The sequence below is a fragment of the Pseudomonas sp. RU47 genome (genome assembly GCF_004011755.1).
In the GTDB taxonomy this organism is placed as follows: Bacteria; Pseudomonadota; Gammaproteobacteria; order Pseudomonadales; family Pseudomonadaceae; genus Aquipseudomonas.
The window spans coordinates 5,951,546-5,970,973 of sequence record NZ_CP022411.1 but is presented as its reverse complement, the minus strand read 5'-3'; the positions used below and the strand labels follow the sequence as shown (position 1 = coordinate 5,970,973).

28 protein-coding genes are annotated in these 19,428 nt (G+C 56.2%); 27 read left to right on the top strand and 1 reads right to left on the bottom strand.

Going from position 1 to position 19,428, the window contains the following annotated elements:
• Positions 1-11: 11 nt before the first annotated feature.
• From rplV to bfr, 24 genes are all read left to right on the top strand, one after another.
• A complete protein-coding gene (gene rplV, locus CCX46_RS27340) occupies positions 12-344 on the top strand; it encodes a 50S ribosomal protein L22 (protein WP_003103908.1) in 333 nt (110 codons plus the stop codon).
• 13 nt (positions 345-357) lie between these two features.
• On the top strand, positions 358-1,044 hold the full coding sequence (rpsC, locus tag CCX46_RS27335; protein WP_003176422.1) for a 30S ribosomal protein S3: 687 nt from the start codon (positions 358-360) through the stop codon (positions 1,042-1,044).
• Between the two features lie 12 nt (positions 1,045-1,056).
• Positions 1,057-1,470 (top strand): 50S ribosomal protein L16, encoded by a 414-nt coding sequence (gene rplP, locus CCX46_RS27330; protein WP_007896757.1) that lies wholly within the window; start codon positions 1,057-1,059, stop codon positions 1,468-1,470.
• The gene (rpmC, locus tag CCX46_RS27325) at positions 1,470-1,661 is read left to right on the top strand and encodes a 50S ribosomal protein L29 (protein ID WP_002555481.1); all 192 of its coding nucleotides are present in this window, start codon (positions 1,470-1,472) and stop codon (positions 1,659-1,661) included. The genes rplP and rpmC overlap by 1 nt, the downstream gene beginning before the upstream one ends.
• Before the next feature lie 2 nt (positions 1,662-1,663).
• Positions 1,664-1,930, top strand: coding sequence for a 30S ribosomal protein S17 (gene rpsQ, locus CCX46_RS27320; RefSeq protein WP_003194644.1), 267 nt, complete (start codon positions 1,664-1,666; stop codon positions 1,928-1,930).
• Between the two features lie 23 nt (positions 1,931-1,953).
• On the top strand, positions 1,954-2,322 hold the full coding sequence (rplN, locus tag CCX46_RS27315; protein ID WP_002555479.1) for a 50S ribosomal protein L14: 369 nt from the start codon (positions 1,954-1,956) through the stop codon (positions 2,320-2,322).
• 11 nt (positions 2,323-2,333) lie between these two features.
• Positions 2,334-2,648, top strand: coding sequence for a 50S ribosomal protein L24 (gene rplX, locus CCX46_RS27310; RefSeq protein WP_008081905.1), 315 nt, complete (start codon positions 2,334-2,336; stop codon positions 2,646-2,648).
• 20 nt (positions 2,649-2,668) lie between these two features.
• Positions 2,669-3,208: a 50S ribosomal protein L5 gene (gene rplE / locus CCX46_RS27305; protein WP_003176415.1), complete on the top strand. Its 540-nt coding sequence runs from the start codon at positions 2,669-2,671 to the stop codon at positions 3,206-3,208.
• Between the two features lie 13 nt (positions 3,209-3,221).
• Positions 3,222-3,527 carry a 30S ribosomal protein S14 gene (rpsN, locus tag CCX46_RS27300; protein ID WP_003228726.1) on the top strand — a complete coding sequence of 102 codons (306 nt, stop codon included), beginning with the start codon at positions 3,222-3,224 and terminating at the stop codon, positions 3,525-3,527.
• A 209-nt stretch (positions 3,528-3,736) separates the two neighbouring features.
• Positions 3,737-4,129: a 30S ribosomal protein S8 gene (gene rpsH / locus CCX46_RS27295; protein WP_007918458.1), complete on the top strand. Its 393-nt coding sequence runs from the start codon at positions 3,737-3,739 to the stop codon at positions 4,127-4,129.
• 12 nt (positions 4,130-4,141) lie between these two features.
• Positions 4,142-4,675, top strand: a complete 534-nt coding sequence (gene rplF, locus CCX46_RS27290; protein ID WP_003176412.1) for a 50S ribosomal protein L6 — start codon at positions 4,142-4,144, stop codon at positions 4,673-4,675.
• A gap of 10 nt (positions 4,676-4,685) precedes the next feature.
• The gene (gene rplR, locus CCX46_RS27285) at positions 4,686-5,036 is read left to right on the top strand and encodes a 50S ribosomal protein L18 (RefSeq protein WP_003186037.1); all 351 of its coding nucleotides are present in this window, start codon (positions 4,686-4,688) and stop codon (positions 5,034-5,036) included.
• A 3-nt stretch (positions 5,037-5,039) separates the two neighbouring features.
• Positions 5,040-5,540, top strand: a complete 501-nt coding sequence (rpsE, locus tag CCX46_RS27280) for a 30S ribosomal protein S5 (protein WP_003186035.1) — start codon at positions 5,040-5,042, stop codon at positions 5,538-5,540.
• A 2-nt stretch (positions 5,541-5,542) separates the two neighbouring features.
• Positions 5,543-5,719 carry a 50S ribosomal protein L30 gene (rpmD, locus tag CCX46_RS27275; RefSeq protein WP_003176408.1) on the top strand — a complete coding sequence of 59 codons (177 nt, stop codon included), beginning with the start codon at positions 5,543-5,545 and terminating at the stop codon, positions 5,717-5,719.
• A gap of 3 nt (positions 5,720-5,722) precedes the next feature.
• A complete protein-coding gene (gene rplO / locus CCX46_RS27270; protein WP_003228720.1) occupies positions 5,723-6,160 on the top strand; it encodes a 50S ribosomal protein L15 in 438 nt (145 codons plus the stop codon).
• A complete protein-coding gene (secY, locus tag CCX46_RS27265; protein WP_003228718.1) occupies positions 6,161-7,489 on the top strand; it encodes a preprotein translocase subunit SecY in 1,329 nt (442 codons plus the stop codon). It abuts the gene before it with no gap.
• 27 nt (positions 7,490-7,516) lie between these two features.
• Positions 7,517-7,633, top strand: coding sequence for a 50S ribosomal protein L36 (rpmJ, locus tag CCX46_RS27260; protein WP_002555468.1), 117 nt, complete (start codon positions 7,517-7,519; stop codon positions 7,631-7,633).
• Between the two features lie 130 nt (positions 7,634-7,763).
• Entirely contained in the window at positions 7,764-8,120 is a 357-nt protein-coding gene (gene rpsM, locus CCX46_RS27255) for a 30S ribosomal protein S13 (RefSeq protein WP_003186020.1), read from the top strand.
• A 30-nt stretch (positions 8,121-8,150) separates the two neighbouring features.
• A complete protein-coding gene (gene rpsK / locus CCX46_RS27250) occupies positions 8,151-8,540 on the top strand; it encodes a 30S ribosomal protein S11 (protein WP_002555466.1) in 390 nt (129 codons plus the stop codon).
• 18 nt (positions 8,541-8,558) lie between these two features.
• Positions 8,559-9,179, top strand: a complete 621-nt coding sequence (gene rpsD / locus CCX46_RS27245; RefSeq protein WP_003176404.1) for a 30S ribosomal protein S4 — start codon at positions 8,559-8,561, stop codon at positions 9,177-9,179.
• A gap of 22 nt (positions 9,180-9,201) precedes the next feature.
• Positions 9,202-10,203: a DNA-directed RNA polymerase subunit alpha gene (locus CCX46_RS27240; RefSeq protein WP_003186012.1), complete on the top strand. Its 1,002-nt coding sequence runs from the start codon at positions 9,202-9,204 to the stop codon at positions 10,201-10,203.
• Positions 10,204-10,245: 42 nt separating this feature from the next.
• Positions 10,246-10,632, top strand: coding sequence for a 50S ribosomal protein L17 (gene rplQ, locus CCX46_RS27235; RefSeq protein ID WP_003176402.1), 387 nt, complete (start codon positions 10,246-10,248; stop codon positions 10,630-10,632).
• A gap of 240 nt (positions 10,633-10,872) precedes the next feature.
• A complete protein-coding gene (locus CCX46_RS27230; protein ID WP_127929970.1) occupies positions 10,873-12,327 on the top strand; it encodes a catalase in 1,455 nt (484 codons plus the stop codon).
• Positions 12,328-12,476: 149 nt separating this feature from the next.
• Complete coding sequence (gene bfr / locus CCX46_RS27225; RefSeq protein ID WP_053124309.1) at positions 12,477-12,944, top strand: bacterioferritin; 468 nt, start codon at positions 12,477-12,479, stop codon at positions 12,942-12,944.
• Between the two features lie 64 nt (positions 12,945-13,008).
• Here the strand turns inward: bfr and uvrA are convergent, their stop codons facing one another.
• On the bottom strand, positions 13,009-15,843 hold the full coding sequence (uvrA, locus tag CCX46_RS27220; RefSeq protein ID WP_127929969.1) for an excinuclease ABC subunit UvrA: 2,835 nt from the start codon (positions 15,841-15,843) through the stop codon (positions 13,009-13,011).
• Positions 15,844-16,034: 191 nt separating this feature from the next.
• On the opposite strand from uvrA, the gene CCX46_RS27215 reads away from it, so the two are divergent.
• From CCX46_RS27215 to CCX46_RS27205, 3 genes are all read left to right on the top strand, one after another.
• Positions 16,035-17,432 carry an MFS transporter gene (locus tag CCX46_RS27215; protein WP_127929968.1) on the top strand — a complete coding sequence of 466 codons (1,398 nt, stop codon included), beginning with the start codon at positions 16,035-16,037 and terminating at the stop codon, positions 17,430-17,432.
• Between the two features lie 9 nt (positions 17,433-17,441).
• On the top strand, positions 17,442-17,969 hold the full coding sequence (locus CCX46_RS27210; protein WP_127929967.1) for a single-stranded DNA-binding protein: 528 nt from the start codon (positions 17,442-17,444) through the stop codon (positions 17,967-17,969).
• Between the two features lie 241 nt (positions 17,970-18,210).
• Complete coding sequence (locus tag CCX46_RS27205; RefSeq protein ID WP_127929966.1) at positions 18,211-19,416, top strand: acyltransferase family protein; 1,206 nt, start codon at positions 18,211-18,213, stop codon at positions 19,414-19,416.
• The last annotated feature ends 12 nt before the right edge of the window (positions 19,417-19,428 follow it).

The following is a 19,428-nucleotide window of genomic DNA, read 5'->3' as shown; positions in this document are numbered from 1 at the left end:
GGGGTTAGGAAATGGAAGTAGCCGCTAAGTTGTCGGGCGCTCGAATCTCCGCCCAGAAAGCCCGCTTGGTCGCCGACCAGATCCGCGGGAAGAAGGTGGGCGAAGCGCTCAACTTGTTGGCTTTCAGCAGTAAGAAAGCCGCCGAGATCATGAAGAAAGTGCTGGAGTCGGCCGTAGCCAACGCCGAGCATAACGAAGGCGCAGATGTTGATGACCTGAAGGTCAGCACCGTTTTCGTCAACGAAGGGCGTTCGCTGAAGCGCATCATGCCACGTGCCAAAGGCCGTGCTGATCGCATCGTCAAGCGGTCTTGCCATATCACTGTCAAGGTTGCTGACAAGTAACGGAGTCGAAGAGATGGGTCAGAAAGTACATCCCATTGGCATTCGCCTGGGAATCGTCAAGGAGCACACCTCCGTCTGGTACGCAGACGGTCGGACTTATGCGGACTACTTGTTCGCAGATCTGAAAGTGCGTGAGTATCTCCAAGACAAACTAAAAAGCGCGTCCGTAAGCCGTATCGATATCCATCGTCCGGCCCAAACTGCACGTATCACCATCCACACCGCTCGTCCAGGTATCGTTATCGGGAAGAAAGGTGAAGATGTTGAGAAACTGCGTCAGGACCTGACCAAGCAAATGGGTGTGCCTGTGCACATCAATATCGAAGAGATCCGCAAGCCGGAGCTCGACGGTATGCTGGTTGCGCAGAGCGTAGCTCAGCAGCTGGAGCGTCGTGTAATGTTCCGTCGCGCTATGAAGCGCGCAGTTCAGAACGCCATGCGCATTGGTGCCAAGGGCATCAAAATCCAAGTGAGCGGTCGTCTCGGCGGTGCTGAAATCGCACGTACTGAATGGTATCGCGAAGGTCGTGTGCCATTGCACACCCTGCGTGCCGACATCGACTATGCCAACTACGAAGCTCACACCACTTACGGTGTGATCGGTGTAAAGGTTTGGATCTTCAAAGGCGAAGTAATTGGTGGTCGCCAAGAAGAGCTGAAACCACAAGCACCAGCGCCTCGTAAAAAAGCTGCTAAGTAAGGGGTACGCCAAATGTTGCAACCTAAGCGTACGAAGTTCCGCAAGCAGATGACAGGCCACAACCGTGGTCTGGCTCAGCGCGGTAGCAAAGTCAGCTTCGGCGAGTTCGCGCTGAAGTCTGTAGCTCGTGGTCGTCTCACCGCTCGTCAGATCGAGTCAGCGCGTCGTGCTCTGACCCGTCACGTTAAACGTGGCGGCAAGATCTGGATCCGTGTATTCCCGGACAAGCCTATTTCCAAAAAGCCCCTCGAAGTTCGTATGGGTAAAGGTAAGGGTAGTGTGGAGTACTGGGTTGCCCAGATTCAGCCAGGCAAAGTCCTGTATGAAATCGAGGGTGTTTCTGAAGAGCTGGCGCGTGAGGCTTTTGCCCTGGCTGCTGCAAAGCTGCCGCTCGCCACCGCCTTTGTTAAACGGACGGTGATGTGATGAAAGCGAATGAACTTCGTGAAAAATCCGCACAGCAGCTGAACGAGCAACTGCTCGGCTTGCTGCGCGACCAGTTCAATCTGCGTATGCAGAAAGCAACTGGCCAGTTGGGGCAGTCTCATCTGCTCTCGCAAGTTAAACGTGACATCGCTCGCGTGAAGACTGTGCTCAACCAGCAGGCAGGTAAGTGATCATGGCTGAAGCCGAAAAAACTGTCCGTACGCTGACTGGCCGTGTTGTCAGCGACAAGATGGACAAAACCATCACCGTACTGATCGAGCGTCGCGTAAAGCACCCGATCTACGGTAAATACGTTAAGCGTTCGACTAAGCTGCACGCGCACGACGAAACCAACCAGTGCCACATCGGCGACAAAGTCACTATTCGTGAAACTCGTCCTATGGCCAAGACCAAGTCTTGGGCGCTGGTTGATGTTCTCGAACGCGCTGTGGAAGTCTAAGGACTAGGGGTCGGAGAAATTATATGATTCAGACTCAATCCATGCTCGATGTGGCCGATAACAGCGGCGCTCGCCGTGTTATGTGCATCAAGGTGCTGGGTGGCTCCCATCGTCGTTACGCTGGTATCGGTGACATCATCAAAGTTACCGTGAAGGAAGCAATTCCTCGCGGTAAAGTGAAAAAAGGCCAAGTGATGACTGCTGTTGTAGTCCGCACTCGTCACGGCGTACGTCGTGCTGATGGCTCCATTATCCGCTTTGATGGCAACGCTGCTGTTCTTCTGAACAACAAGCAAGAGCCGATCGGCACCCGTATCTTTGGGCCAGTGACCCGTGAACTTCGTACTGAGAAGTTCATGAAGATCGTCTCGCTCGCCCCAGAAGTGCTTTAAGGAGATCCGACATGCAAAAGATTCGTCGTGACGACGAGATCATCGTGATCGCCGGCAAAGACAAAGGTAAGCGCGGTAAGGTGCTCAAGGTTCTTGCTAATAACCGTCTGGTTATCAGCGGTCTGAACCTGGTCAAGCGTCATACCAAGCCTAACCCGATGTCGGGCGTGCAAGGCGGTATCGTCGAAAAAGAAGCTCCACTGGACGCTTCTAACGTCGCCATTTTCAACGGCGAAACCAACAAGGCTGACCGCGTTGGTTTCAAAGTAGAAGACGGCAAGAAAATTCGTGTCTTCAAGTCGACCCAAAAAGCGGTTGATGCTTGAACACTGCTAGGTAGAAGACCATGGCACGACTAAAAGAGATTTACTGGAAGGAAATCGCACCGAAGCTTAAGGAAGAACTTAAGCTTTCGAACGTGATGGAAGTTCCACGCGTTACAAAAATCACCCTGAACATGGGTCTGGGCGAAGCTGTTGGTGACAAAAAAGTCATCGAGCATGCTGTTGCTGACCTGGAAAAGATCACCGGCCAAAAAGTCGTTGTGACCTACGCTCGTAAATCCATCGCTGGCTTTAAAGTCCGTGAAGGATGGCCGATCGGCGTCAAGGTGACTCTGCGCCGTGAGCGTATGTATGAGTTCCTGGATCGTCTGCTGTCGATCTCCCTGCCTCGGGTTCGCGACTTCCGCGGCCTGAATGCCAAGTCCTTCGATGGTCGTGGCAACTACAGCATGGGCGTGAAAGAGCAGATCATTTTCCCGGAAATCGACTACGACAAGATCGATGCTCTCCGCGGTCTGGACATTACCCTGACCACCACTGCCAAGAACGATGATGAAGGCCGCGCTCTGCTGCGTGCTTTCAAATTCCCGTTCCGCAACTGATTGGAGTAGGAAAATGGCCAAGAAGAGCATGAAAAACCGTGAGCTGAAGCGTCAGCTCACTGTTGCCAAGTACGCCACCAAGCGTGCAGCGCTGAAAGCTATCATCGTCGATCTGAACGCAAGTCCAGAAGCGCGTTGGGAAGCTACCGTAGCTCTGCAGAAGCAACCACGTGACGCGAGCGCTTCGCGCATGCGTAACCGTTGCCGCCTGACTGGTCGTCCGCACGGCGTTTACCGCAAGTTCGGCCTTGGCCGTAACAAGCTGCGTGAAGCTGCAATGCGTGGTGACGTACCAGGTCTGGTTAAAGCCAGCTGGTAATTGCTGTCAAAGTCTCGATGTTCGGGTTCGCAAGAACCTGACCATCGGTGGCCTTGAATCTGAATCAAGCCCCTTTTGGGGCTTGATTCATTTCTGGGGTGTGTCTAGAATGACCGGCTCGCCTGAGCCCGTGTTTTTCATGCCCGGAAGTTCTCGGCGACAAGTAGTAGCCGCAAGGCTAATTTTTCTGTATTAGGAGCGTCTAGCCCATGAGTATGCAGGACCCGTTAGCGGACATGCTAACTCGAATCCGTAATGCCCAGATGGCTGAAAAGTCTGTCGTAAGCATGCCGTCTTCCACGTTGAAGGTGGCTGTAGCAAAAGTCCTGAAGGACGAAGGTTACATCGCGGATTTTCAGATCACCACCGACGCTAAGCCGTCGTTGTCCATCGAGCTGAAGTACTTCGAAGGCCGTCCGGTTATCGAAGAAGTGAAGCGCGTTAGTCGTCCAGGCCTGCGTCAGTACAAGTCCGTTGAAGATCTGCCGAAAGTTCGTGGCGGTCTTGGCGTGTCTATCGTCTCCACCAACAAAGGTGTGATGACGGATCGTGCTGCGCGCGCTGCCGGTGTCGGCGGCGAAGTTCTTTGCACTGTGTTCTAAGGGGGGATAAGCATGTCTCGCGTCGCTAAGAACCCCGTTAAGCTGCCAGCCGGTGTCGAAGTAAAATTCGCAGGCCAACAGCTTTCGGTGAAGGGTGCCAAGGGTACTCTTGAACTGAACATCCATTCGTCCGTTGAGATCGTTGAAGAAGCTGGTGAGCTGCGTTTCGCTGCTCGCAATGGCGATCAACAAACTCGCGCAATGGCCGGTACCACGCGTGCGTTGGTAAACAACATGGTCCAGGGCGTAAGCCAAGGCTTCGAGCGCAAGCTCCAGCTGGTCGGTGTTGGTTACAAAGCGCAAGCAAAAGGCACGGTTCTGAACCTGGCCCTTGGCTTCTCGCACCCAGTGGATTACGAACTGCCGGAAGGCATCACCGCTGAGACTCCTAGCCAGACCGATATCCTGATCAAGGGCATCGACAAGCAGCTGGTAGGTCAAGTGGCCGCTGAGATCCGCGACTTCCGTCCACCAGAGCCGTACAAAGGCAAAGGTGTGCGCTACGCGGACGAAGTCGTCCGTCGTAAAGAAGCCAAGAAGAAGTAGGGCATAGCAAATGACCGACAAAAAAGTTACTCGACTGCGTCGCGCTCGCAAAGCACGCCTGAAAATGCACGAACTCGAAGTCGTGCGTCTCTGCGTGTTCCGCTCGTCGCAGCACATCTACGCCCAGGTCATCTCGGCCGACGGCAACAAGGTCCTGGCAAGCGCCTCGACATTGGATAAAGAACTGCGTGATGGTGCCACTGGCAACATCGACGCGGCCACAAAGGTTGGCCAGCTGGTCGCTACGCGTGCTAAGGCCGCTGGCGTCTCGCAAGTGGCTTTCGACCGCTCTGGCTTCAAGTACCACGGTCGCGTGAAAGCGCTGGCTGATGCTGCTCGTGAAGCTGGGCTGGAGTTCTAAGTTATGTCAAATAACGACCAAAAGCGCGACGAAGGCTACATTGAGAAGCTGGTTCAAGTTAACCGCGTAGCCAAAACCGTTAAAGGCGGCCGTATCTTCACTTTCACCGCGTTGACCGTGGTTGGTGATGGTAAAGGGCGTGTTGGCTTCGGCCGTGGCAAGTCGCGTGAAGTGCCTGCTGCGATCCAGAAGGCAATGGAAGCTGCTCGCCGCAACATGATCCAAGTTGATCTGAACGGCACCACTCTGCAGTACGCAATGAAGTCCGCTCACGGCGCTTCGAAGGTGTACATGCAGCCTGCTTCTGAGGGTACCGGTATCATCGCTGGCGGCGCTATGCGTGCTGTCCTCGAAGTTGCTGGCGTTCAGAACGTTCTGGCCAAGTGCTACGGCTCGACTAACCCGGTAAACGTGGTTCACGCCACTTTCAAAGGTTTGAAAGCTATGCAGTCTCCTGAATCCATTGCCGCCAAGCGTGGCAAAAGCGTCAAGGAGATCTTCTGATCATGGCTACCGTTAAAGTAACGCTGATCAAAAGCATGACCGGCCGCATCCCTAACCACAAATTGTGCGTTAAGGGTCTGGGTCTGCGTCGCATCGGTCACACTGTAGAAGTCCAGGATACTCCCGAGAATCGCGGGATGATCAACAAGGCTTACTACATGCTGCGTGTCGAGGGTTAATCGATGAAACTCAATGATCTGAGTCCAGCGCCGGGTTCCCGTCGCGAAAAGCATCGTCCGGGCCGTGGTATCGGTAGCGGTTTGGGTAAGACTGGTGGCCGTGGTCACAAAGGTCAGACCTCCCGCTCCGGTGGCACCATTGCTCCAGGCTTTGAAGGCGGTCAACAGCCGCTGCATCGTCGCCTGCCGAAGTTCGGTTTCGTTTCCCTGAAGGCCATGGATCGCGCAGAAGTGCGTCTGTCCGAGCTGGCTAAAGTGGAAGGCGACATCGTCACTGTGCAGTCCCTGAAAGATGCCAACGTGATCAACGTCAACGTACAGCGTGTGAAAATCATGCTGTCCGGTGAAGTGACTCGCGCTGTCACTATCGGCAAGGGAATCGGCGCCACCAAAGGTGCGCGTGCGGCTATCGAAGCAGCTGGCGGCAAGTTCGAGGAATAAATGGCTAAGCAAGGTGCTCTCTCTGCGCTCGGCAAAGGCGGTATGTCTGAACTCTGGGCTCGTCTGCGTTTTCTGTTCCTGGCGATTATCGTCTACCGAATAGGCGCACACATCCCGGTTCCAGGTATCAACCCGGACCGACTCGCAGACCTGTTTCGACAGAATGAGGGGACCATTCTTAGCTTGTTCAACATGTTCTCCGGCGGCGCGCTGGAACGGATGAGCATCTTTGCACTGGGGATCATGCCGTACATTTCGGCATCGATCATCATGCAACTGATGACCGCCGTCAGCCCGCAGCTGGAGCAGTTGAAGAAGGAAGGTGAAGCTGGCCGTCGCAAGATCAGCCAGTACACCCGCTACGGCACCGTCGTCCTCGCTCTCGTTCAGGCTATTGGCATGTCCATTGGTCTGGCGGGGCAGGGCGTTGCGTTCACTGGTGACTTTGGCTTCCATTTCGTCGCAGTATCCACGTTTGTGGCTGGTGCGATGTTCATGATGTGGCTGGGTGAGCAGATTACTGAGCGTGGTGTAGGCAACGGTATCTCGATGTTGATTTTTTCGGGTATCGTCGCCGGTCTTCCGAGAGCAATCGGGCAGTCTTTCGAGTCTGCGCGTCAGGGTGATATCAACATCTTCGCCTTGGTTGCCATCGGTTTGCTGGCAGTAGCGATTATCGGTTTCGTGGTGTTCATTGAGCGTGGTCAGCGTCGTATCGCTGTTCACTACGCCAAGCGTCAGCAGGGCCGCAAGGTTTTTGCTGCGCAGACAAGCCACTTGCCGCTTAAGGTGAACATGGCCGGTGTTATTCCGGCTATTTTCGCGAGCAGCATTTTGCTGTTCCCGGCTTCGTTGGGTGCCTGGTTCGGTCAGTCTGAAGGTATGGGCTGGTTGCAGGACATCTCGCAGTCGATCGCTCCTGGTCAGCCGTTGAATATTCTGCTGTTTAGTGCAGGGATTATTTTCTTCTGCTTCTTCTATACGGCGTTGATGTTCAATCCGAAAGACGTAGCGGAAAACCTGAAGAAGTCCGGTGCCTTTATTCCGGGCATCCGTCCAGGTGAGCAGTCTGCACGCTATATTGATGGCGTTCTGACCCGCTTGACCATGTTCGGTGCTCTTTACATGACGGCCGTGTGCCTGTTGCCCCAGTTCCTGGTGGTTGCAGCAAACGTTCCGTTCTACCTTGGCGGGACCTCGTTGCTGATCGTGGTCGTGGTTGTGATGGACTTCATGTCCCAAGTACAATCGCACCTCGTTTCGCACCAGTACGAATCCCTGATGAAGAAAGCCAACCTGAAGGGTTACGGCAGCGGCATGTTGCGCTGAGTACCCATAAGGTTCGAGGAGTTGGTGATGAAAGTTCGTGCATCGGTGAAAAAGCTGTGCCGTAACTGCAAGATTATTCGCCGCGAAGGTGTTGTTCGAGTAATTTGCAGCGCGGAACCGCGTCACAAACAGCGCCAAGGCTGAGTGTGATTGTGCTTCAAGCCCGGTAGCTAGTGCGCTACCGGGTTGATTATTTGTTATTACAGCGATATTATCTCGCGCCCTATTTCTTGGCTTCCGGGGCGTAGGTAGCTGTCAATTGGAGTCCCACTGAATGGCCCGTATTGCAGGCGTTAACATTCCAGATAACAAGCATACTGTTATCTCGCTGACCTACATCTATGGTGTTGGTCGCACTACTGCACAGAAGATCTGTGCAGTGACTGGGGTAAACCCAGCAGCAAAGATCAAAGATCTGAGCGACGAGCAAATTGAACAGCTGCGTGGCGAAGTGGCGAAGTTCACCACTGAAGGTGATCTGCGTCGCGAAATCAACATGAAAATCAAGCGCTTGATGGACCTCGGTTGCTATCGCGGTCTGCGTCATCGTCGCGGTCTTCCAGTACGCGGTCAGCGTACCAAGACCAACGCGCGTACCCGTAAAGGTCCGCGTAAGCCGATCCGCAAGTAATCGCCCCAGCGAATCGACAGGAATTTAATCATGGCAAAACCTGCTGCTCGTCCTCGTAAAAAAGTTAAAAAGACAGTGGTTGATGGCATCGCCCACATCCATGCATCTTTTAACAACACAATCGTGACCATTACCGACCGTCAAGGTAACGCTCTTTCCTGGGCTACCTCCGGTGGTTCGGGTTTCCGCGGTTCCCGCAAGTCCACCCCGTTTGCTGCTCAAGTAGCTGCTGAACGTGCTGGTCAAGCTGCGCTGGAATACGGCCTGAAAAACCTCGACGTTAACGTCAAGGGTCCAGGTCCAGGTCGTGAATCCGCAGTCCGCGCTTTGAACGGCTGTGGCTACAAGATCGCCAGCATCACCGACGTGACGCCAATCCCGCACAACGGGTGCCGTCCGCCGAAGAAGCGCCGCGTGTAATCCAGGAGATTGTAAAGAATGGCTCGTTACATTGGTCCAAAATGCAAACTCGCTCGTCGCGAAGGCACCGATCTCTTCCTGAAGAGCGGCGTGCGCGCGATCGAATCGAAGTGCAACATTGAAGCAGCACCTGGTATCCACGGCCAACGCCGCGGTCGCCAGTCCGATTACGGCACCCAACTGCGTGAAAAGCAGAAGGTCCGTCGTATCTACGGCGTTCTCGAGCGTCAGTTCAGCGGCTACTACAAAGAAGCTGCTGGCAAGAAAGGTGCAACCGGTGAAAACCTGCTGCAACTGCTCGAATGCCGTCTGGACAACGTTGTATACCGTATGGGCTTTGGTTCGACTCGTGCCGAATCCCGTCAGCTGGTATCGCACAAGTCGATCAGCGTTAACGGTCAGACCGTAAACGTTCCGTCGTATCAGGTTCGTGCTGGTGACGTGGTTGCAGTTCGCGAGAAAGCAAAAAACCAACTTCGCATTGTCCAAGCTCTCGATCTGTGTGCCCAACGTGGCCGCGTAGAATGGGTAGAAGTAGACACTGAGAAGAAGTCGGGCGTTTTCAAGAACGTTCCTGCTCGCAGTGATCTGTCCGCCGACATCAACGAAAGCCTGATTGTCGAGCTCTACTCCAAGTAAGGGCTAGAAAATAGGTGCATCCATGCAGATTTCGGTAAATGAGTTCCTGACACCCCGCCACATTGATGTGCAGGTTGTCAGTCCAACCCGCGCCAAGATCACTCTCGAGCCTCTCGAGCGTGGTTTTGGCCACACCCTGGGCAACGCGCTGCGACGCATCCTGTTGTCCTCAATGCCCGGCTGCGCAGTAGTCGAGGCCGAGATTGACGGTGTGCTCCACGAGTACAGCGCCATCGAAGGTGTACAGGAAGACGTAATTGAAATCCTGTTGAACCTTAAAGGTCTGGCCATCAAGCTGCACGGTCGTGACGAAGTTACGCTGACCTTGTCGAAGAAGGGTTCGGGGGTGGTTACCGCTGCCGATATTCAGCTGGATCATGATGTCGAGATCGTTAATCCCGATCACGTAATCGCTAACCTGGCGTCTAACGGCGCCCTGAACATGAAGCTCACCGTAGCTCGTGGTCGTGGTTATGAACCAGCCGACTCGCGTCAGAGCGATGAAGACGAAAGCCGCAGCATCGGTCGCTTGCAGCTTGACTCTTCGTTCAGCCCGGTTCGCCGTATCGCATACGTGGTGGAAAACGCCCGTGTCGAGCAGCGTACCAACCTGGACAAGCTGGTTATTGATCTGGAAACCAACGGTACTCTGGATCCTGAAGAGGCTATCCGCCGCGCTGCAACCATCCTGCAACAGCAGTTGGCTGCGTTCGTCGACCTCAAAGGTGACAGTGAGCCAGTGGTTGTCGAGCAGGAAGACGAGATCGATCCGATCCTGCTTCGCCCGGTTGACGATCTGGAACTGACTGTACGTTCGGCTAACTGCCTTAAGGCGGAAAACATCTACTACATCGGCGACCTGATTCAGCGTACCGAAGTAGAGCTGTTGAAGACTCCGAACCTGGGCAAGAAATCCTTGACTGAAATCAAGGACGTTCTGGCCTCCCGCGGTCTGTCCCTCGGCATGCGCCTCGACAACTGGCCGCCTGCAAGTCTTAAGAAGGACGACAAGGCGACTGCCTGATCGTCGTAATCACCGAACGTAGTGTTTGGTAAGGAATGAACCATGCGTCATCGTAAAAGTGGTCGTCACCTGAGCCGCACCAGCTCGCACCGCAAGGCCATGTTCCAAAACATGGCGGTGTCGCTGTTCGAGCACGAGCTGATCAAAACTACTCTGCCAAAAGCCAAAGAACTGCGTCGCGTTGCTGAGCCGCTGATCACTCTGGCCAAGACAGATAGCCTGGCTAACCGCCGTCTGGCTTTCGACCGTACTCGTTCGAAAGCTATCGTTGGTAAGCTCTTCAACGACCTGGGCAAGCGTTACGCTACCCGTGAGGGTGGCTACCTGCGCATCCTCAAGTGCGGTTTCCGCGCTGGCGACAACGCGCCTATGGCGTACGTCGAGTTGGTTGATCGTGCTACTGCTGGCGAAGCTGTATCTGCCGAGTAAGACGTCAGTCTGAAACAAAGAACCGGGCCTAGTGCCCGGTTCTTTGTGCGCGCAAGAAAATGCGCTGTTCATACAAGCTTTTGACATGTCTCTGTTGTCACTATGTCCCGGGAAACATAATTAGTAATTATCTATCGATGTCTACAAGTTAATGAATTTGTAGCTGTCACATGGATGATCAATACTTCCCAGCAAGCCGATTAGCCGGCAGTTTCAAGACTGACAGAGGAAGAAGACCGCATGAGCCAGATCAAAACGCTTACGACCGCCAGTGGCGCACCTGTCGCTGATAATCAGAATTCTCGCTCCGCCGGCCCGCGTGGCCCGCTGCTGCTCGACGATTTTCATTTGCTCGAGAAGCTTGCCCACTTCAACCGTGAAAATATCCCTGAACGCCGCGTACATGCGAAAGGCTCGGGTGCTTATGGCACGTTCACCGTGACCCGTGACATCAGCGAATACACCAGCGCCAAGCTGTTTGAGTCCGTCGGCAAGCAAACCCCTACTTTCCTGCGCTTCTCTACCGTGGGTGGCGAGCGTGGATCGGCCGACACCGAGCGTGACCCGCGCGGTTTCGCGCTGAAGTTCTACACCGAGGAAGGCAACTGGGACATCGTTGGCAACAACACGCCAGTGTTCTTCATCCGTGACCCACTGAAATTCCCTGACTTCATCCACACCCAGAAGCGCCTGCCGCAAAGCAACCTGAAAAGCGCGCAGATGATGTGGGACTTCTGGTCGCATTCGCCTGAAGCACTGCACCAGGTGACCATTCTGTTCTCCGATCGTGGCATTCCTGACGGCTACCGGCACATGCATGGCTTCGGCAGCCACACTTACAGCCTGATCAACGCTCAAGGCGAGCGCCATTGGGTGAAGTGGCACTACAAAACCAGACAGGGCATCAAGAATCTCGCACCCGCAGATGCAGCACGTCTGGCCGGCACTGATCCGGATTACGCTCAACGTGACTTGTTTGAAGCCATTGAGCGCGGTGACTTCCCGAAATGGCGCGTATGCATCCAGATCATGACTGAGGCCCAGGCCGCAGCGCATTACGAGAACCCTTTCGACGTGACCAAGACCTGGTCGCAGAAGGAGTTCCCGCTGATCGAAGTGGGCGAACTGGAACTGAACCGCAACCCGCAGAACTATTTCGCTGAAGTTGAGCAAGCCGCGTTCGGCCCAAGCAACATGGTCCCAGGCGTTGGTCTCTCGCCAGACCGCATGCTGCAAGGACGCGTATTCGCCTATGCCGATGCACACCGCTACCGTGTGGGCACCAATCACCAGCAGTTGCCGGTGAACGCGCCACGTAGCCCGGTGAACACTTACCAGCGTGATGGCTCGATGGCGTTCGGCAGCAATGGTGGTGCAGCGCCTAACTACGAACCGAACAGCTACATCGAATCGCCGAAACAAGCTCCACATTACGCCGAGCCGGCGCTGGCTCTGAGTGGTGCGGCTGATCGTTACGATCATCGCGAAGACACCGATTATTACAGCCATGCCGGTGTGCTGTTTCGCCTGATGAGCGACGATCAGAAAGCGTTGCTGGTCAGCAACATCGCTGGTGCGATGAGCGGAGTTTCGACTGATGTAGTCGACCGCCAGTTGCAGCATTTCTACAAAGCCGACCCGGCGTATGGAGATGCAATCGCGAAGCTGCTCAACGTACAGCTTAACGAAGTCTAAACGAGAAGCAGAACCGCCCTCATTTGGGCGGTTTTTGCGTTATTTAGGCTGCTTTTCCAAGAATATCTTCGCTTTTATTGCGCGTAACGGGTGACCTTCCAGTCAGGTTGGTTCAAACTACAGACTTTCAAGTAGGGAGATGTAGGGCGATGCAAGGCCACCCAGACGTAATCGATTACCTCAACACGTTGCTGACCGGCGAGCTGGCCGCGCGTGATCAATATTTCGTTCATTCGCGGATGTATGAGGACTGGGGGTTCACCAAGCTCTACGAGCGAATCAACCACGAGATGGAAGAAGAAGCGGGTCACGCTGACGCGTTGATGCGTCGGATTCTGATGCTCGAAGGCACGCCGCGCATGCGTCCGGATGATCTGGATGTCGGTAGCACTGTGCCGGAGATGCTCGAAGCGGATCTACGCCTCGAATACAAAGTTCGCGCCGCCCTGTGCAAAGGCATCGAGCTGTGCGAACAGCACAAGGACTACGTCAGCCGCGAGATCCTGCGCGTGCAGTTGAACGACACCGAAGAAGATCACACCTACTGGCTGGAAAAGCAGTTGGGCCTGATCAAGCTGATCGGTCTCGAGAACTACCTGCAATCGCATACGTCCTGATTGCTGCAGTTAAAAAAAGCCCCTGTCACTGTTGAAGTGACAGGGGTTTTTTCATGCCTGGCGTTTAAGCCCGATCGCGGATCAGCAATGGCTTGAGGTAATGGCCAGTGTGAGATTGCTTCATCTCGGCCACGTCCTCAGGGGTGCCAGTGGCAATGATCTGCCCACCTTTTGAACCGCCCTCAGGCCCGAGATCCACCAGCCAGTCGGCCGTTTTGATCACGTCGAGGTTGTGTTCGATCACCACGACAGTGTTGCCGTGGTCGCGCAGGCGATGCAGCACGTCGAGCAATTGCTGGATATCCGCGAAGTGCAAACCAGTGGTTGGCTCATCGAGGATATACAGGGTCTTGCCAGTGTCACGCTTGGACAGCTCGCGAGACAGCTTGACCCGCTGTGCCTCGCCACCAGACAGCGTGGTCGCCGACTGGCCAAGCTTGATGTACGACAGACCGACATCCATCAGTGTTTGCAGCTTGCGCGCTAGGGCTGGCACCGCGTCGAAGAACACCCGGGCTTCCTCGATGGTCATCTCGAGGGTTTCGTGGATGCTCTTGCCCTTGTATTTGATTTCAAGGGTTTCGCGGTTGTAGCGCTTGCTCTTGCACACGTCGCACGGCACGTAGATGTCCGGCAGGAAGTGCATCTCAACCTTGATCAGGCCATCGCCCTGGCACGCCTCACAGCGGCCACCCTTGACGTTGAACGAGAAACGACCCGGACCGTAACCCCGGGAACGTGACTCAGGTACGCCGGCGAACAGCTCACGGATTGGGGTGAACAGGCCGGTATAGGTCGCAGGGTTGGAACGCGGTGTACGACCGATCGGGCTCTGGTCGATGTCGACGACTTTGTCGAGATGCTCCAGGCCTTTGATGCTGTCGTGCGCCGCGGCTTCCAGCGTGGTCGCGCCATTGAGGGCGGTGGCGCTCAGCGGGAACAGGGTGTTGTTGATCAGCGTCGACTTGCCCGAGCCGGACACACCGGTGACGCAAGTCAGCAGACCAATCGGGATGTCCAGATCGACATTGCGCAGGTTATTGCCGCGTGCCCCTTTGAGCGACAGGTTGAGCTTCTTGTTGCGCGGGGTGCGTTTGGCTGGCACTTCGATCTTCACCCGGCCCGACAGGTATTTGCCGGTCAGCGAGTCCGGGTGCGCCATGACTTCAGCCGGCGTACCCTCGGCAACGATTTGCCCGCCATGCACACCGGCGCCCGGGCCGATGTCGACGACATAGTCAGCCAGGCGAATCGCGTCTTCGTCGTGTTCGACCACAATCACCGTGTTGCCGATATCGCGCAGGTGCTTGAGTGTGCCGAGCAGTCGATCGTTATCTCGCTGGTGCAAGCCGATGGACGGCTCGTCGAGGATGTACAGAACGCCAACAAGTCCGGCACCGATCTGGCTGGCCAGGCGAATCCGCTGCGCCTCACCGCCGGACAGGGTGTCAGCACTGCGATCCAGCGACAGATAATCGAGACCGACATTGACGAGGAACTGCAGGCGCTCGCGAATCTCCTTGAGGATCTTGTCAGCGATCTCGCCACGGCGGCCGGTCATCTTCAGCTCGCCGAAGTACACGCAAGCATCGCCAATCGGCAGGTTGGTCACTGCCGGCAGCGTTTTCTCGCCAACCCAGACGTGCCGCGCTTCACGGCGCAGGCGAGTGCCACGGCAATCCGGGCACGATTGGGTGCTGAGGAACTTGGCCAGCTCTTCGCGCACGCTCGCCGACTCGGTCTCGCGGTAGCGACGCTCCAGGTTTGGCACGATGCCTTCGAACGGGTGCGAGCGTTTAACGATATCGCCACGGTCGTTGAGGTATTTGAAGTCAACGTTCTGCGAGCCACTGCCGTGCAGAATGGATTTCTGCTGATCGGCCGGCAACTCGTTGAATGGCACTTCGAGGCTGAAGCCATAGTGCGAGGCCAATGAGCCGAGCATCTGGAAGTAATAGACGTTGCGCCGGTCCCAGCCGCGAATCGCGCCTTCGGCCAGCGTCAGCTCGCCGTTGACCAGGCGCTTGATGTCGAAGAACTGCTTGACCCCCAGACCATCGCAAGTCGGGCAGGCGCCGGCCGGATTGTTGAAGGAAAACAGCTTCGGCTCAAGTTCGCTGATGGCGTGGCCGCAGATCGGGCAGGCGAAGCGCGCGGAGAAGATCATCTCTTCACCCGGCTCGTCGTCCATTGGCGCGACCAGGGCGATGCCGTCGGCCAGTTTCAGCGCGGTCTCGAAGGACTCGGCCAGGCGTTGCTGCAGGTCGGCGCGAACCTTGAAGCGGTCGACGATCACGTCAATCGAATGCTTCTTCTGTTTATCCAGTTTCGGCAGTTCGTCCAGCTCGCAGATCCGGCCGTTGACCCGGGCACGTACAAAGCCTTGGGCGCGCAGCTCTTCGAAGACCGACAGGTGTTCGCCTTTACGCTCGCGAATCACCGGCGCCAGCAACATCAGTTTGCTGCCTTCCGGTTGCGCCAGGACCAGATCGACCATCTGGCTGACGGTCTGCGCCTCCAGTGGAATATCGTGATCCGGGCAGCGCGGCGTACCGACGCGTGCATAGAGCAAACGCAGGTAGTCGTAGATTTCGGTGATGGTGCCGACCGTAGAGCGCGGGTTGTGCGAGGTCGACTTCTGTTCGATGGAAATTGCCGGCGACAGGCCTTCGATGGTGTCGACGTCGGGCTTTTCCATCATCGACAGAAACTGGCGGGCATAGGCCGACAGCGATTCGACATAGCGGCGCTGACCTTCGGCATACAGGGTATCGAAGGCCAAGGACGACTTGCCGGATCCGGACAGGCCGGTGATGACGATCAGTTTGTCCCGTGGCAGGGTCAGGTCGATGTTCTTCAGGTTGTGGGTACGGGCCCCACGTATCAGGATCTTGTCCAAAGTGGCCTCGCTCGGCGGGCGTCGAAAACGTAGGAGTATACGGGCAAATACTGGATGGATGCACACTATCAAACGAAGGGTTTTTTGCCCTGGATGAAGAGAGTTTCATCTATACGCGTCAAAGCGTCGCGATCTACCCCGTCTTCCGATGGGACTGGTAGAATCGCCGCCGGTTCACACGAGGTTTTTCCATGCACGATCCCCACAGCGAACGCATGAGTGGCAGCGAGACCCGCGCGGCGAGCGGTCTGGCCCTGGTGTTCGCCTTCCGTATGCTGGGCATGTTTATGGTGTTGCCGGTACTGGCGACCTACGGCATGGATCTGGCAGGCGCGACCCCGGCCCTGATCGGCTTGGCAATCGGCGCTTACGGCTTGACCCAAGCGATTTTCCAGATTCCGTTCGGGATCATTTCCGACCGCATCGGCCGTCGCCCGGTGATTTACCTCGGACTGATCGTCTTCGCCCTTGGCAGCGTGCTGGCCTCGCAAGCCGATTCGATCTGGGGCGTGATTGCCGGGCGGATCCTGCAAGGTGCCGGCGCCATTTCTGCGGCGGTGATGGCATTGCTTTCCGACCTCACCCGCGAGCAACACCGCACCAAGGCCATGGCGATGATCGGCATGACAATTGGCCTGTCGTTCGCCGTGGCCATGGTTGTGGGGCCTTTGCTGACGCGCGCGTTCGGTTTGTCCGGGTTGTTCCTGGCCACCGGTGGCATGGCATTGGTGGGGATCGTGATCGTGATGTTCATGGTGCCCAGGTCCACGGGTCCGCTGACGCACCGTGAGTCCGGCGTGGCGCGTCAGGCGTTGATGCCGACACTCAAGCATCCTGACTTGCTGCGGCTCGATCTGGGCATCTTTGTGTTACATGCCATGTTGATGTCGAGCTTCGTCGCGCTGCCTCTGGCGCTGGTGGAAAAAGCCGGTTTGCCCAAGGAACAGCACTGGTGGGTCTATCTCACCGCGCTGCTGATTTCGTTCTTCGCCATGATCCCGTTCATCATCTATGGCGAGAAGAAACGCAAAATGAAACGAGTTTTGCTTGGCGCCGTCCTGACGCTGATGCTGACTGAGCTATTCTTCTGGCAGTTCGGCGACAGCCTGCGGGCTCTGGTGATCGGTACGGTGGTGTTCTTCACCGCGTTCAATCTGCTGGAGGCTTCATTGCCGTCGCTGATCAGCAAGGTTTCACCGGCGGGCGGGAAGGGCACGGCCATGGGCGTGTATTCCACCAGCCAGTTCCTCGGTTCGGCACTCGGCGGGATACTCGGCGGCTGGCTGTTTCAGCATGGCGATCTGTCGGTTGTGTTCCTTGGATGCGCGGGTCTGGCTGCCATCTGGCTGGCCTTTGCTGTTACCATGCGTGAACCTCCCTACGTGACGAGCCTGCGCTTGCCGTTGTCGCCCGAGGCGATCCGCGAAGCGGGTCTGGTCGAGCGCCTCAAGGCCCTCGTAGGGGTAACCGATGCAGTGATAGTTGCTGACGAAGCAGCTGTTTACATCAAACTGGACAAAGAATTAGTGGATCGCGACACCCTCGAACGCCTGGTGAACAACCCGGCCGGGGCTGCTTGCGAAGCCTAGGAGAACGTTATGGCCCGTGGGGTTAACAAAGTCATATTGGTCGGCACTTGCGGCCAGGATCCCGAAGTTCGCTACCTGCCTAACGGTAACGCCGTGACCAACCTGAGTCTGGCCACCAGCGAACAGTGGACCGACAAGCAAACCGGTCAGAAGGTCGAGAAGACCGAGTGGCACCGTGTTTCGATGTTCGGCAAGGTTGCCGAAATCGCCGGCGAATACCTGCGCAAGGGTTCGCAGGTTTACATCGAAGGCAAGCTGCAGACCCGCGAGTGGGAAAAAGACGGTATCAAGCGTTACACCACTGAAATCGTGGTCGACATGCAAGGCACCATGCAACTGCTCGGCGGCCGTCCACAACAGGGCGACCAGCAGGGCGGTGGCAACAACTACCAGCAGTCGGCGCCATCTGCTCCACGTCAGCAGGCTCCGCGCCCGCAGCAGTCGGCTCCACAGCAGCGTTCGGCTCCGGCTCCACAGCAGGCCGCACCGCAACCGGCTCCGGATTTCGACAGCTTTGATGACGATATCCCGTTCTGATGCTGATCTGATTTGACCAAAACCCCCGCATTGCGGGGGTTTTGTCATTTCTGGGGGCGCACTTCAAGGCGATGACCGCCAACTGACCAGCCAGTCTTCGTCGATATCTCGATAAAGTTACGCTCAGAGTCTTGAAGGCCGTTGCCAGCCGTTCCATGATCCGTGCCGTCGACTGTTGAACCTGTCCGTCTTCGCCAGAACAGCTTTGCAGACTGTTCATACACAACAACAAGAGAGTCCAATGAGCAGTAGCAAAAACAAGGAAATCGAGTATTTGCGCGGGGCGGCCATCCTCATGACGATCATGGCCCATCTTCCTCAATTGCTGCCGTTTCAGGGAGTGTTCCTGACCAAATTGTTCACGGTGTATTCACCCTGGACCGGGGTGGATCTGTTCTTCTGCATTTCCGGATACGTGGTCAGTAAGGCTTATCTCGATTATTTCGATAAAAACCGCCAGCAGAACCGGTTTGGCATGGCCGCGACTTCCTTCTGGATCCGCCGTGCGTATCGCCTTTTGCCGACGGCATGGCTGTGGGTATTGATCCCACTGGTGTTCTCGATTTTCTTCAACCAGTCGAACGCCTTCCAGTCCTGGTTCGACAATTTGCGCAGCTTCACCGCTGTTGCGACATTCTCGGGCAATCTGGCCAATCAGTACGGCGCGATTCTGGGGCCTAATTCGGTGTATTGGAGCCTGGCGCTGGAGGAGCAGTTTTACTTCATCTTCCCGTTGTTCCTGTTGCTGGTGACCTCGACACGCTGGCGAGTGATTGTCTTGATCGCGCTGATCGCCGCGCAGTTCGGCTTTGATCGCAATGCCTTTGGCGCAGCGCCGGCACCGATGCTTTTTTCGTTCCGGCTCGATGCGATGATGTGGGGGATTCTGCTCTGCCTGTTCACACGCACGCCGCTGTACAAGGAACTTGAGCCGGTCGCGCTCGGCGCCAGTCTGTTCAAGCGCCTGGCGCTGACCCTGGGGCTTCTGTACATGTTGGGGGCCATCGCGGCGCAATTGCTCGTAATGCCGATTGCTGTCGGCCTGATCGCGATAACCGCAGTGATCATGGTCTGGCTGGCCAGTTACGACAAAGGCTACATCTATTGTCCTGCGCTGTTGCGCGGGTTGTTCGACTGGCTGGGCTCGCGCTCATACGCCTTGTACGTCGTGCATGTATTCGCTTACCACCTGAGTACCGAAATCTGGACGCGCATGGCCGGCAGCAATGGCGGGACGCTGGGGGCGGACTACACGGTTGAACTCTTGCTCACGTCGTTGTTGATCATGCTGGTGTGTAGTGAACTGAATTATCGGTTCGTCGAAACACCATTGCGTCGTCGTGGCGCGGAAATCTCCCGTCGCAGAATGGCCGGCATTGCCGCAACCGAGACCGCCAATGCGGATGCTCCGCTTACGGATCGCTCGCGCACGACAGAGCTGTCGTAAGACACAGCCATA